Source organism: Micromonospora sp. NPDC018662, from assembly GCF_044391475.1.
GTDB lineage: Bacteria > Actinomycetota > Actinomycetes > Mycobacteriales > Micromonosporaceae > Micromonospora.
Window position 1 is genome coordinate 343,632 of sequence record NZ_JBISAC010000004.1, and the last position, 12,874, is coordinate 356,505.

Annotated in this window: 8 protein-coding genes; 2 read left to right on the plus strand and 6 right to left on the minus strand. The window is 71.8% G+C overall.

What is annotated here, in order from left to right:
- Positions 1 to 23: 23 nt before the first annotated feature.
- A complete protein-coding gene (locus ACH495_RS15105; RefSeq protein ID WP_396858311.1) occupies positions 24 to 2,168 on the plus strand; it encodes a bi-domain-containing oxidoreductase in 2,145 nt (714 codons plus the stop codon).
- On the opposite strand, the gene ACH495_RS15110 is transcribed toward ACH495_RS15105, so the two are convergent.
- The 3 genes from ACH495_RS15110 to ACH495_RS15120 are packed head-to-tail and all read right to left on the minus strand — an operon-like array spanning position 2,162 to position 7,094.
- Positions 2,162 to 3,895, minus strand: coding sequence for an ABC transporter ATP-binding protein (locus ACH495_RS15110; protein WP_396858312.1), 1,734 nt, complete (start codon positions 3,893 to 3,895; stop codon positions 2,162 to 2,164). The two genes, ACH495_RS15105 and ACH495_RS15110, sit on opposite strands and share 7 nt — an antisense overlap.
- Positions 3,896 to 3,951: 56 nt before the next feature.
- Positions 3,952 to 5,127 carry a glycosyltransferase family 4 protein gene (locus ACH495_RS15115; protein ID WP_396858313.1) on the minus strand — a complete coding sequence of 392 codons (1,176 nt, stop codon included), beginning with the start codon at positions 5,125 to 5,127 and terminating at the stop codon, positions 3,952 to 3,954.
- Positions 5,124 to 7,094, minus strand: coding sequence for a heparinase II/III family protein (locus tag ACH495_RS15120; protein WP_396858314.1), 1,971 nt, complete (start codon positions 7,092 to 7,094; stop codon positions 5,124 to 5,126). The genes ACH495_RS15115 and ACH495_RS15120 overlap by 4 nt, the downstream gene beginning before the upstream one ends.
- Positions 7,095 to 7,452: 358 nt before the next feature.
- Here ACH495_RS15120 and ACH495_RS15125 point away from each other — a divergent pair, with 358 nt between their 5' ends.
- Positions 7,453 to 8,979 carry a hypothetical protein gene (locus ACH495_RS15125; RefSeq protein WP_396858315.1) on the plus strand — a complete coding sequence of 509 codons (1,527 nt, stop codon included), beginning with the start codon at positions 7,453 to 7,455 and terminating at the stop codon, positions 8,977 to 8,979.
- Here the strand turns inward: ACH495_RS15125 and ACH495_RS15130 are convergent.
- From ACH495_RS15130 to ACH495_RS15140, 3 genes are read right to left on the minus strand one after another with little or no spacing between them, the layout of a single operon-like run.
- Entirely contained in the window at positions 8,976 to 10,349 is a 1,374-nt protein-coding gene (locus ACH495_RS15130) for a glycosyl transferase family 1 (RefSeq protein ID WP_396858316.1), read from the minus strand. The genes ACH495_RS15125 and ACH495_RS15130 overlap by 4 nt on opposite strands.
- Positions 10,350 to 10,367: 18 nt before the next feature.
- Positions 10,368 to 11,651 carry an O-antigen ligase family protein gene (locus tag ACH495_RS15135; RefSeq protein WP_396858317.1) on the minus strand — a complete coding sequence of 428 codons (1,284 nt, stop codon included), beginning with the start codon at positions 11,649 to 11,651 and terminating at the stop codon, positions 10,368 to 10,370.
- The gene (locus ACH495_RS15140) at positions 11,648 to 12,871 is read right to left on the minus strand and encodes a glycosyltransferase family 4 protein (RefSeq protein ID WP_396858318.1); all 1,224 of its coding nucleotides are present in this window, start codon (positions 12,869 to 12,871) and stop codon (positions 11,648 to 11,650) included. Before ACH495_RS15140 ends, ACH495_RS15135 begins: the two co-directional genes overlap by 4 nt.
- Positions 12,872 to 12,874: the final 3 nt, after the last annotated feature.

Below are 12,874 nucleotides of genomic sequence, written 5' to 3' on the forward strand. Positions count from 1 at the left end.
CCGTGAAGCAGATCGTCCAGTCCGTGTCCAACGGGGACCTGAGGGTGGTGGACGTGCCGCAGCCCGCGCCGGAGGCCACCGAGGTGCTCGTCGCGACACGCCGTTCCCTGCTCTCGGCCGGCACCGAGCGGGCCGTACGCGAACTGGCGTCGGCGAGCCTGCTGCGCAAGGCTCGGGCGCGACCGGATCTGGTCCGTCAGGTCCTGCACAAGGCCCGCACCGGCGGGGTGCGATCGACGATCACGGCGGTGCGCAGCCGGCTCGACGAGGACATGCCGCTCGGATACAGCGCGGCCGGCGTCGTCGTCGCCGCCGGGGTCGCCAGCGACGGCCTCCGGCCCGGGATGCGTGTCGCCACCGCGTCGGCCGGGCACGCCGAATACCAGGTGGTGCCGGGTCTGCTCGCGGTGCCGGTACCGGAGGCGGTGTCCGACCAGGCAGCCGCATTCGGCGCGGTCGCCGCCATCGCCCTCCAGGGTCTCCGGCAGGCCGACGTGGGAGTCGGCGGCTCGGTGGCCGTCGTCGGCCTCGGCCTGGTCGGGCAGTTGGCGGTACGCCTCGCGCAGGCCGCCGGCCTGACCGTGATCGGCGTGGACCTCCGCGACTGGACCGCCGAGCTGGCCGCGGAGAACGGTGCGGTGGGCCTCGTCGAGGCCGGCGCGGCCACCACGGAGCGGATCATGGAGATAACCCGGGGACACGGTGTCGACGCGACCCTGATCACGGCCGCCACGTCCTCGTCGGAGCCGATCTCCCGCAGCGCGCTCATCTCCCGGGACCGGGCCCGCCTCGTCGTGGTCGGAGACGTCGGCCTCGACCTCGACCGCCGGCAGTTCTACGAGCGGGAGCTCGATCTCCGCTTCGCCCGCAGCTACGGCCCCGGCCGGTACGACCGCAGCTACGAGGAATGGGGAGTCGACTATCCGGTCGGACACGTCCGCTGGACCGCCCGACGCAACATCGAGGCATACCTGGACCTGGTGGCGAGTGGCCGGATCGCGGTCGACGACCTCGTCACGCACGTCTTCCCGGTCGATGCGGCGGCGGCCGCCTACGACGTGCTGGCGAGCGACTCGCGCGCCCTCGCGGTGCAGCTCAGCTACGACGCCCCCGCGCAGTCGTCCCGGCAGCCGGTCACCGTCGCCCCGCGCCGCGGCACGTCGTCGCCGCGGGCCGGCCTCATCGGCGCCGGCAACTATGCCCGCGCCACCTTCCTCCCCGCGCTCACCTCGTCGGGGTGGGCCGACCACCTCGCGGCCATCACCTCCGCGAAGGGCCTGTCGGCACGTCACCTGGCGGAGCGCAACGGCATCGGCCTGGTCCTGCCGACCGCTGAGGACCTGCTGGGGCGCGACGAGATCGACACGGTCTTCGTGCTCAGCCGGCACGACTCCCACGCCGACCTGGTGGTGCGGGCGCTCGACGCCGGCAAGCACGTCTACGTGGAGAAGCCGCTGGCGCTGACGCAGCAGGAACTCGACGACGTCCGGTCCGCCTACCACCGCAACACCGGCCATCTCTTCGTCGGTTTCAACCGCCGGTACGCGCCGATGGTGGCTCAGGCCCGGTTGGCGCTGGCCGCCGGTAGCGGGCCGCTGACCATCACCTACCGGATCAACGCCGGCCGGCTGCCCGCCGCCCACTGGTACCACGATCGGCGTCAGGGCGGCCGCATCCGGGGCGAGGTGTGCCACTTCATCGACCTCGTGTCCTGGCTCGTCGGCGCGCAGCCCGAGGCGGTGCACGCCGTCGGCGTCGGGCGCGGCGAGGCAGGGCTGGAGGAGGACGTGAGCGTCCTCCTCGGATACCCGGACGGCTCGACCGCGACGATCTCCTACTGCACGGGCGGCCACGAACGTACGCCGAAGGAGCGGCTGGAGATCCTCGGACGGGGGCACACCGTCTCGATCGACGACTTCCGGCGTCTGGACATCGACGGCCGGGAGGCCAGACGGGTCGCGGCCGGCAAGGGGCACCACGAGATGCTCGCGCACGTACGGGCGACCCTGGCGCAGGACAGCGGGGACGAGGCGGCGCTGGAGGCGTCGATCGGCGCGACGAGTGCCGCCCTGGCCGTGGTGGCCGCGCTGACCGGCGCCGGATCCGCGCGGCTGCCCGCCCAACCGGAGCCCGGCGAGCACGGGCTCGCGCAGCTCTCGCCCTACTGAGACACCGGGGTGAGATCGGTCGCGTCCGGACCGGCCGCGGTCCGGACGCCGACGCTGCTGATCCGGCCCCGGTCGAGTGCGACGCGGATGTCACACCGCTGAACGGTGCTCAGCCGGTGGGCGATCACGAAGACCGTGGTCTTCCCGTACAGCTTCTCGATGGTCTCGACGATCTGCTTCTCCGTCTCGGTGTCGAGCGCCGCCGTCGCCTCGTCGAGGACCAGCACGTCGGGCTGGCGGTAGAGCGCCCGGGCGATCCCGATCCGCTGGCGCTGGCCGCCGGAGAGACGGACGCCGTGCTCACCGAGCACGTGGTCGAAGCCGTCCGGCATGGCCAGCACGGTGTCCAGCAGTTGGGCCTGCACGACCGCCCGCTCGACCGCCGCGTCGTCGATGTCGGCGTCATCCAGGCCGAGCGCCACGTTACGGCGTACCGTGTCATCGACGATCACCGTGTCCTGCGGGACGTAACCGATCCGGGCCCGCCAGCCGGGCACCAGCTCCGGGGTGATGCGCACCCCGTCGACGTAGATGCCGCCCGCGCTGGGTGGCAGCAGCCCCAACAGGACGTCCACCAGGGTCGTCTTGCCCGACCCGGAGGCGCCGACGATGCCGACGGACTCGCCGGCCCGGACGGTCAGGTCGATCGCGTCGAGTGCGGGTACGGGCGCCGTCGGGTAGTGGTAGGTCAGCTCGCGGATCTCGATCTGCCGCTCGAACACCACCGGCGGTGCGGGCTCGCCGTCCGACGCGGAGATCTCGCTCTCCGCCCTCGCCGCGGTCAGGTCGTTCCGCACCTGGTCGAGGCTCCCCCTGCCGATGCGGACCTCATTGATCATCGTGCCGAAGCGTTGCGCGGCGGGGAGCAGCCGCATCGACCCGGCGAAGATGACGCCGACCGAGGTCAGCAGCTGGCTCGCGTCACCCATGATGGCCACGCCGCTGATCGCCGCCACCACGAGCAACACGACGGCTTCCAGGTAGTAACGGGAGATGCTGGACAGGAAGAACAGACCGCGGGTGGCGTGCGCATGCTCGCTGCGTGCCTCTTCGAACCGCCTGACGACGGCCTCCCGCCGGCCCAGCGTGGTCAGGATCTTCACCGCGTGCAGGCCCTCCTGGACGAGTCGGCCGTCGCGGGACGTCAGCCGCTCGTCGTCGACGCCGATGCGGCGTACCGCCCGGCGGACCAGGACGAGGTACATCGCCATCGCGCCGGCCAGCGCGCCGATGGCTACCAGCGCGGGCACCGGTGCGATGACCAGCAGCGCCGTGGCCAGGCCGACGATCATGAAGGCGTCGATGACGATCGTGGTGCTGGCGAACAGGACCCGGAAGGTGAGCAGTCGAACCGACTGGATGACGGTACGGATCAGGTCGGCCGAGTGGTGTTGCAGGTGGTACTCGTAGCTCGCGCCCATGAACGTGCGGAACAACTGGGCCGACAGCATCGCCTCGGCGCGGGCCAGCAACCCGGACTGCCACCACGCCAGGGCCGAGGCGGCCACTCCGCGCCCGATGAGCAGGGCGATGCCGCCGCCTCCCACGATCGCCACGAAGTCGGCGAGGTCCTGCGCGTGCGTGATCCGGCGGGCGAGGCCCACCAGCCCGTCCGTGCCCGCCTCGGCCCACGTCTGGGGGGAGGCGAGCACCTGGACGACAGTTGCCAACGCCAGGAATCCGGTCAACTCGAGCAGGGTGATGCCGAGCGCCAACGGAACGCTCAAGGCGAGCCCACGACGCGTCCTGGGCTCCAGCAGCCTGGCTGCCCGCCAGGCGACGGTCAGCACGGCGCCTCGACCAGCGAGTCGAGCAGCCGGCCCAGGATCTGCGCCATCGCCGTGCGCGACTGATTCTCCCGTATCCACTGCTGGCCCGCGGTGCCCATCTTCGTCAACTCCTCCGAACTTGCCTGACTCATCTGGCTGAGGCCATGCGCGAGGTCCCCGGGGGCGACCGTGTGGCCCGCGCCGACCCCGGTGACGAGATCACCGACGACGCCCGGGCTGTTGGTGACGATCGGCAGACCGGCGGCCATGCAGTCGAACACCTTGTTCGGACTCACCCCGGCGCGAAACAGCTCGACGTCGGCGAGCACGTGCACGCCGACGTCCGCGGCGTGGAGGATGTCGGCCATCTCGGTCTTCGGCACCGGGTCGAGGAAGCGGACGTTCCCCAGGCCCGTGGCCGCCGCCCGCAGGCGCGGCTTCTCCACGCCCGACCCGACGAGCACGACATCGAGGTCGGGCACCGCCCGCGCGGCCGCCAGCAGCAGGTCGAGGCCGTTGGCCGGGCCGTGGGCGCCCGCGTAGACGGCGGTGCGCCGGGTGAACCCGTACCGCCGCCGCAGCTCGGCCCGATCGGCACCGGGTACGAAATCCTCGGGGTCGGCCGCGTTGGGGATGAAGACGATCTTCTCCGGTGGGACGCCCTGGCCGACCAGGACCGCGCGCAGGCCCGGTGCCATGATCACCACCCGCGCGGCGTGCCGGTACAGGAAGTGCTCCAGGCGCGTCAGGAGCCGGTAGGTCGACGAGTCCTCCGCCAGCCGTCCCATGTCGACGAGCACGCGCGGCCACAGGTCCCGCACCTCCAGCACGAGTGGGACGCGCCGAACCCTGGCCACGGCCCAGCCGGCCAGGCCGGCCAGCAGATGGGGCGAGGACGCGTACACCACGTCGGGGCGGGGCTGTCGCAGGCCCGCCAGCGTGGCGGTCACCGCGTAGCTGGCCCAGTTGACCACCCGGCCCGGGCCGTTGCCCCGGTACGGCGTCACGGCGACCGGGCGGAAGCCGGGCTCCGCCCGCTGCGACTGCCCGGTCGCCAGGTTGCGGCGGCCCGCGACGATCACGTACGACCAGTCGGACAGTCGGCTGAACAGCTCGACGTGCCGGGTGCCGCCCGGATATCCCCGGGGTACGGCGAAATGGTTGAGGACGAGGACTCTGCGTCGTGTCATGCGGCTGCTTCCACCCGGTGTGTCTGCCCCGATGCGATGTGGGTCACCGCAAGGGTCGCGCCGGTGCGATGCCAGGTCACCCGGAACCGGAGACCGTCGAGCGCGGCCGGCCCGACCCCCGACCCGGGCGCCGTCCCGACCCCCCAGACAGCGGTGTCCTCCCGACTGTCGGCGGTGATCCAGGTCGCCGGCTCCCACTGCCCGTAGGTGTGGCTGTGCCAGCCGGCGAACGGGTCCGACCGACCCCGCACCGGCGTGGGGTCGGCCAGCCCGAAGAGGCCGACCTTTCGTCCGCCGACGACCAGGACGTCACCGTCCACCACCACGTCCGGATGAAGGGGAACGGTCAGCGACCAGACGGCGGCGGCGCCCGGCGGATCGGCGAACTCGACAACCGCCACGTAGTCGGTGGACACGACCACCGCACGTCCGACCCGCACCGGTCGTGGCCCGTGCGTGTAGGCGTCGTGCCAGCCGAAGACGACCGTCTGGTCCGCCAGCACGAGCGGACGCCCGAGGTGGCCGCGGCCGGCGTTGAGCCAGCGGAACGCGCGGTGCGGCACCAACTGGTCCCGACCGTCCGGCCGGCGCACCGGGTGGGCGGCGGAGGTGCGGAACCCGTTCCGGACCTCGAGTGGCCCGTTGTACGTGCCGGTCCCGGGGTCGGCGATCAACCAGTGGCCGGCATGGTTGACCCAGACCGAGGTCAGGTCGGCGTGCCCGTGCGACGGACCGGCGTCCACCTTGAACCAGACCCGCCAGGGCCCCCGGCTGACCAGCGCGATTCCGCCGGAGACCGTCGCCGTGGGCCGGCCGGACGGTGCCGGTGCGACGGTGTGGGACGCGGCCTCGCCCGAGGGGCGCGGTGCGTACCACGCCAACTCGTCGAAGTCGGCGTACCAGCCCGGCGGCACCCGTTCGCCGGACAGCACCAGACCGAGCGCGACGGAGCCGGCCACGTCGAGCGGTGCACCCGACGACGCGAGGACCCGCCCCTCGTCCCAGTCGCCGTACTGGGGGAGAGCGCCGTCGAAGACGCCGAGGCGGGTCAGGTGCAGACTCGCCGCGTGCAGGCCACGTCGCACGTCCGCGGGCGCGTCGCCCAGCATCGACCGCACGATGAGCATCTCGAGGACGAACCGGTGGTAGGACAGCGAGTCCTCGATCATCCGGCCGTCCGGTGCGAGGTGCCGGCGCAACTGGGCGGCGAACATCCGCTCGCCCACGCGTGCCCACCACGCCGCCCGCCGTGCGGTGGGGAACATCCGCGCCAACACGAGCAGGCCGAGCGCGTCGCCGAGCATGTGGTTGTTGCGCATGCTGCTCAACGTGTACGGCAACTCCAGCACGAGGTGCCGGGCGCTGGCCAGCAGCAGCCGCTCCATGTCGGCGCGCACGTCGCGGGGCAGCCGGTCGCCGACCAGCACGAGGACCTGGTCCCACGCGATGGCGCGCAACGCGAGTTCGAGGCTCGAATACCAGTTCACGCCCCGCTCCGGCGGTGACTGGTCGCACCAGGACCGGAGCAGACCGGCAAGGCCGTCCAGCCACGGGCCGGACTCGTCGAGGCGCGCCGCCCGCGCCAGCACGACCAGGTCGCGGTGTCGCGCCGCCTCCCAGGCGTACTTCACGTCGGAGAGCCGCGCCGCCGAGCGGATGTCGATGCGCCACCAGGGCTGCTGCGCCGGCCACTGCCGGCCGGTCAGCGGATCGGTGCACCAGGGCGTCCGTACCCCCGTCGCCACCCGGCGCCCGAAGACGCGGAGGCCCTGGTCCAGGATGCGCCCGGCGTCGTCGACGCACCGTCTTTCCGCCTCGTGACCGCCGGGCCGGACATTGGTCAGCGGCACCGGCGTGGCGGCGTGGTGGCCGGGTGTCGCGGCGCGGAACAGGACGCGGTGGAAGTGCGTCCGCTTCGACGCCTCGTAGGCGGCGCGCACCGGCGCGGACAGCCCCAGGGCACGCACGTCCCTGGCGATCGTCGGAATCCTCGGCCCCGCCATCAGGTCTTCCGGCGGGCGCGCTGATGCGGGCCGGGGGACCCCAGGAGTCTCAACATCGATGACAGGACCTCAGACCCAGAGAACGAACGGAAACTGCCGGCACGTGGCGGCCGGGAGCCACCACCTAGGTGAACGCGACAGCCGGTCATTCGGTGACGACCGGGCGGGTCGTCGCTGCCGGCGGGGGTCGGCGGGCGCGCCCGCCGGCGTCCTCGTCCCGTGACGTCAGGCACGCTGGCTCGTTGAGCTGATGCTGGCCGGAGCCCGCTCGATACCGAGGTGCGCAGGACCGCCATACGCCAGACCCCCGGAGGTGCCGATGGTGTCACCCCGTCCCGCCCGCGCCGCCGTGCCGGCGCGGTGGGCCGCGAGGGACCGTCCGACCCGGCCGTGGCATCCGTCGAGTGACGCCTACGCGGTGACCGACGTCCGGCGGGCGCCCGCTCCGGAGATCGCCGGGACGATGCCGGGGGTGCCGTGGTCCGCCGACCGCGCGTACCCGATTCGCCCGGCAGATCTCCGGCGGCCCGGGTCGTCGATACCGGTCTGGCTTCCGCTGCGGCTGGCGCTCGCCTGGCTGCTCGGCACGTTCGCCGTGTTCTGGCTGACCGAGCCGGCCCGCCGTGTCGAGAACCCCGGCCAGCTCTGCACGTTCGTGCTCAGCGCGACAGCACTCTTCGCGATGGGGTACGCGGCACGGATCAGGCGGCGCCGGCCGCTGTCCACCGTGACCGGGTGCACCGCCGACCAGCTCCGCGGGGTGCGTCAGCTCGTCCTCGCCGGCGCGATCTACTACGGGGTGCTGAACCTCGCACGACTGCGGGACTTCGGCGCGACCGGCCCGCAGAGCGTCTGGGCGAGCATCCAGGACCCCGCCACGGCGTACGCGAACAAGTTCGACGTCTACCAGCAGAACATGACCAGCGGGAGCGCCCTGCTCGCGTTGCTGATGCCGCTCGGCGTGCTCAGCACGGTGCTGGTGCCGCTGCTGGTGGTCCACTGGCGGGAGCTTCCGGCCTGGTTGCGCCTGGCGGGGTTCGTCGGGACCGCACTGCACCTCGCCTTCTATCTGTTCATCGGCACCATGAAGGGTCTCGGTGACGTCGCCATCATGGTGGTGGCGGGCTTGCTGGTGGCGGTGGCCACGGCACGGCGCCGGGGTCGAGCCGGCTCCCGCAGCCGACTGGCGCTCCTGCTGGTCGCGGGCGTGTGCGCGCTGACCGCCACCTACATGGTGCACAGTCACGCGATGCGGGCCGCCGAGTTCGGCTCCGCGGGCGCGCTGGTACGAGCCAGTCCTGCGGTGGAACGTGCGGTGGGGCCGGACACGGCCGAGGGGGTGGCCGCGCTCATCGGCTACCCGACCCACGGCTACCTCGGCCTCTCCTACAACCTGCGGCTGCCGTTCGAATGGTCGCGCGGCCTCGGCAGCGCGCCGGCGGCGACGATGCTCGCCGAGGACGCCGTCGGCGTGGACCCCACGGCCCACCCGACGTATCCGGACCGGACGGAGGAGGCGACGGGCTGGCCGGCCCGTCTCTACTGGGCCACCATCTATCCCTGGCTCGCCTCGGACCTGACGTTCGTCGGGGCGGCGCTGTTCATGGGCCTGGTCGGCTGGCTCTTCGCCAGCAGTTGGTGCGCGGCGCTGACCACCCGCCGGGTGGTACCGACAGTGATCTTCGGTCAGGTGTGCATCCTCATCGTCTACGTGCCGGCCAACAACCAGCTCGGCATGGCACCCGAGTCCGTGGTCGGGATCGTCACCCTCCTGGCGCTCTACCTGATCCAGCGGCCGACACCGGGTCACCCGCCCGCTGCCCCCGCCGGGCGCACCCGGCGTGCCTAGCGACGCGCGTGGTGGTGTCGTGCGGTGTTGAGGGTGGTGGCGAAGTGGTGGGTGACGGTGGTGGTGGTGTGGTGGTGGCGGGCGTAGGTGTGGCCGTTGTGGGCGAGTTGGTGGCGGAGGTGGGGGTCTTGGCAGAGGGTGGTGAGGTGGTGGGTGAGGGTGGTGGGGTCGCCGATGGTGATGCCGGCGTTGGCGGTGCGGATGTGGTTCATGGAGGCGACTTCGGTGGGTCCGTAGCCGAGGATGGGGCGGCTGGCGGCGAGGTATTGGGGGATTTTGGTGGAGATGGAGTAGCGGGTGTAGCGGCGGATGTCGGGGTTGAAGGATTCGACGTGGACGAGGATGTCGGCGTTGTGGAGTGCGGTGGGGACGTGGTGGGCGGGGAGGGGGTTGCCGAGGCGGATGCGGGGGAGGTGGGTGAGGTGTTTGCCGTATTGGTGGAGGTCGTCGGCGGGGGCGTGGATGGTGAGGCGGGCGGGGTGGCCGGTGCCGGTGATGGTGTCGAGTGCGGTGCCGATGTCGCGTAGTGATTCCCAGCGGTTGAGGTGCAGGGCGCCGATGTAGACGAGTTCGGTGGGGTGGGGTTGGGGTGTGGGTGGTGGGGGTGGGGCGAAGTAGGTGTCGTCGACGCAGTTGGCGAAGGGGGTGAAGGGGATGTGGTAGCGGTGGGTGTATTCGTCGGCCATGGGTTGGCTGATGACCATGCCGAGTGGGGCGTGGTGGAGGAGTTGGTGGATGGCGTGGCGGGCGGTGCGGTTGGCGAGGCCGAACAGTTCGCCGTTGGCGTAGAGGGTGGCGGGCCAGTCGTCGGTGAAGTGGGGGACGATGGGGATGGTGAGGGTGCGGGCGGCGGCTGCGGCGATTCTGGTGAGTCGGACGCTGCCGAGCATGGAGTAGATGAGGTCGGGTTGGAACGCGCGCATCCACCGCGCCAACCCCGCCGTCATCCGTACGGGAACGAGATCGAGGATCGTCGGCTTCTGCGCGTGCAGCATGGCCAGCGCGGTTCGTCGTCGGGCCGCGTGCGCCGCCACGGCGGTGGGGGCGTCCGCCGGCGCGACCGGCTGGCCGTCCCATCCCAGCACTCGCCGGCTGGCCCGTCCCACCATCCGCATCGAGCGGTATTGCAGCGGGAAGTGCTGCTGCGCCAGCGGAAGAGGGAAGTAGTTCTCGCACACCTCGGTCGACGGGATGCTGTCGGCGGTGTAGATCTGTGCGAGGCGGTCCTTCGGCCAGCCGGTGAAGAGGTTCGACAGGGTCATCGCCGTCCCGGTGCTCCGGCTGAACGGCGTGTGCCCGACCACCAGCACCCGGGGGAACTCCTCGTCCCGCAACGGACGGGCCCGGCGTGACAGGTCTGGACTCGACATCGGAATATCCCTCCTGCTCTACGAACGGTCCGGCGTGAACGGCGAGATGCCGGAAGGCGGCGGGGACTGCCGGTCGCCGTCGCCGACACCCTTCCGGTACGTGTCGTCGAGGTGCTGCGGCTGCAACCTGGACAGCAGGCCGAGCAGGATCCAGGCACCCTGCGACGACTCCCAGTGCCCGGTCAGCCAGATCGGCAACAGGGCGATCAGGAAGAGGCCGGCCAGCCGCTGGATCGGCGGCACCGACCGCACGAGCGGCGCGGCGAGAGCGGTGGCGAAGGTGCCCGCGTACAACACCATTCCGACCAGGCCGAGATCGTTCCCCAGGGTCAGCAGCAACGTGTGCGGCCCGATGCCGTGGAACGCCGCGAAACCGCCCGCGCCGATGCCCGTGATCGGTGCCTCCAGCCAGCTCGACAACGCCACCGGCCAGATCTCGAGCCGTCCCGACAGGTCGCCCGTCCGCCGCCCGAAGAGATCGTCGAACCACAGCATCCACGCGTCGGAGAAGACACCCAGCGGTACGAGAACCAGGAGCACCGGGGTGGTGACGCCGGCGAACACCCGCATCGACCGCGGTGCCATCACACTCAGGGGAAGGTAGACCGCCGCCAGCGCCAGCGCGATGGTCGCACCCTTCGTGCCGTTGAGGAGCACGCCGAGGGCGAGCACCGGCAGACACGCCAGCAGGCAGACGCGAACGGCGCGGGGTGACGGTCGGAGCCGGACGAGCACCAGCGCGATCAGGGCGCCGGTGACGAACGTGTACGCCGTGTAGTTGTAGTTGACGCCGTCGACGCCGAAGCGGACCGAGTAGTCCAGGGCGTTGTCGCGGGCGAGCGCGACCCCGGAGGAGGCGTGCCGCATCACCGTGTCCACGGCCGTCACGCAGCCGAGAAGATAGGCGCAGCCGATCGCGAGGATCTGTCGGGTCGACCGGACGACGTGCCGCACCGCGAGGAAGACCAGACAGGCCGACGCGTACTGGGGAGCGGAGATCGAGGAGTACGCGGCGTCGACCGTCCACAGGCGGGTGGCGTAGGCCCACCCGGCGGTGACCAGGGCGAACAGATCCGGCGCGCGAAGGTGGGGGAGCCGGCTGGTCAGGATGACCGCGGCGCAGGCGAGCGGGCCGCCGTAGGACATCGCCCAACTCGGCGACTCCGCGGCGAGGAACGCGACGATGCACAGGGCAGCCGTGCCGAGCGCGTCGCCGGTCGCCGAAGCGCCGCGACGGATCCGTTCCGGGCCGACGCCGACGATCCGGGGAGGTGGGACGGTGAGCAACCCGCGGGACGTCATCGCGCCACCCCTCCTCGTCGACCTCGGTCCCACTGGCGCAGGAACGCGCCCAGCGGTTCCGCGTAGGTCCGGTAGTCGAAGGACTCCAGTGCCTGGCTACGCGCGGCCTGGCGCATGAGCCCCCGTCGGGTGTCGTCCAGTCGTACGGCCGTGTGGAGCGCCTCGGTGACGGAGGCCACCGAGTGGTCGGCACAGACCAGGCCCTCGACCTGGTGGCGCAGATAGCGCCCCAGGTCGCTGGTGAGCGTGGCGATCACCGGTGTGCCGCTGGCCAGGCTCTCGCAGAACTTCGTCGAGAAGCCGGCCTGCATGGCCCGGTCCGGACGGCGGACCAGCACGCTGAAGTCCGCCTCCTGCAGGGCGTTGGTCACCATGGGTTGCGGTAGGCGGCCCAGGCAACGCACCGCGCTCGGTGTCGGCCGGCCGCCGAGCAGGTGCCGTACCTCGTCCGGAGTGGGCCCGTAGACGCGTAGCTCGATCCGCGCGCCCGCCCGGTCGACCTGCCGTACCGCTTCGACGACGGTGGCCAGGAGGTCCTTCTTGTTCCCGTGCGGGTTTCCCGCGTACACCAGTGTGAGGTCGCTCGTGCGGTCGGCGCGCTGCCGGGCGTGCACGTCGAGGTTCTTGACGTCGAGCGTGGGCGGGATCCGGATCACCGGTGTGCCGGAGCGCTGGTAGTGAGCCTCCAGCCGGGAGCTGATGGCGATGATGCCGTCACAGCGGGGGTAGTAGTAGCGCAGGGCCAGCTTCATGCTGGCGTGCAGCGGGCCGAAGTATCCCCCACGCACGTGGCGGCCGTTGTACCAGTCGACGACGTCGACGATCAGCGGCACGTCGTTGCGGCGACACCAGCGCTGAAGATGGACCATGTACTGCGCCTGGCCGCCGTTGACGACGACGTGCGACGGGCGGGTCGGTTGGGCGTCCAGCCAGCGGACCGTACGGCGGCCCCAGAGGAGCAGCGTCTGCGCCGAGCGGGCCAACATGCCCGCCGTGGGTGGTGGGACCTCGCCCAGGCCGACATGGTGGACCGAGCCCGGCCCGTCGAGCCCGGGCAGGGGAGTCGCCTCCCGGGGTTCCGGGCCGCCGGAACCGACCACCACGTGGTAGCCGGCGGCGGCCATCGATCCGACCAGGCCGTGCACGCGTCGTGCGCCCGCCTCACCCCACGGGAAGAGGAACGGTCCGACGCACGCGATCCATCGGGAGGGAAGTGTCATCGC

Coding starts and splice junctions, on each gene's coding strand:
- ACH495_RS15115 (WP_396858313.1), bottom strand. CDS start 5,127: ATGACACGACGCAGAGTCCTCGTCCTCAACCATTTCGCCGTACCCCGG.
- ACH495_RS15130 (WP_396858316.1), bottom strand. CDS start 10,349: ATGTCGAGTCCAGACCTGTCACGCCGGGCCCGTCCGTTGCGGGACGAG.
- ACH495_RS15135 (WP_396858317.1), bottom strand. CDS start 11,651: ATGACGTCCCGCGGGTTGCTCACCGTCCCACCTCCCCGGATCGTCGGC.
- ACH495_RS15140 (WP_396858318.1), bottom strand. CDS start 12,871: ATGACACTTCCCTCCCGATGGATCGCGTGCGTCGGACCGTTCCTCTTC.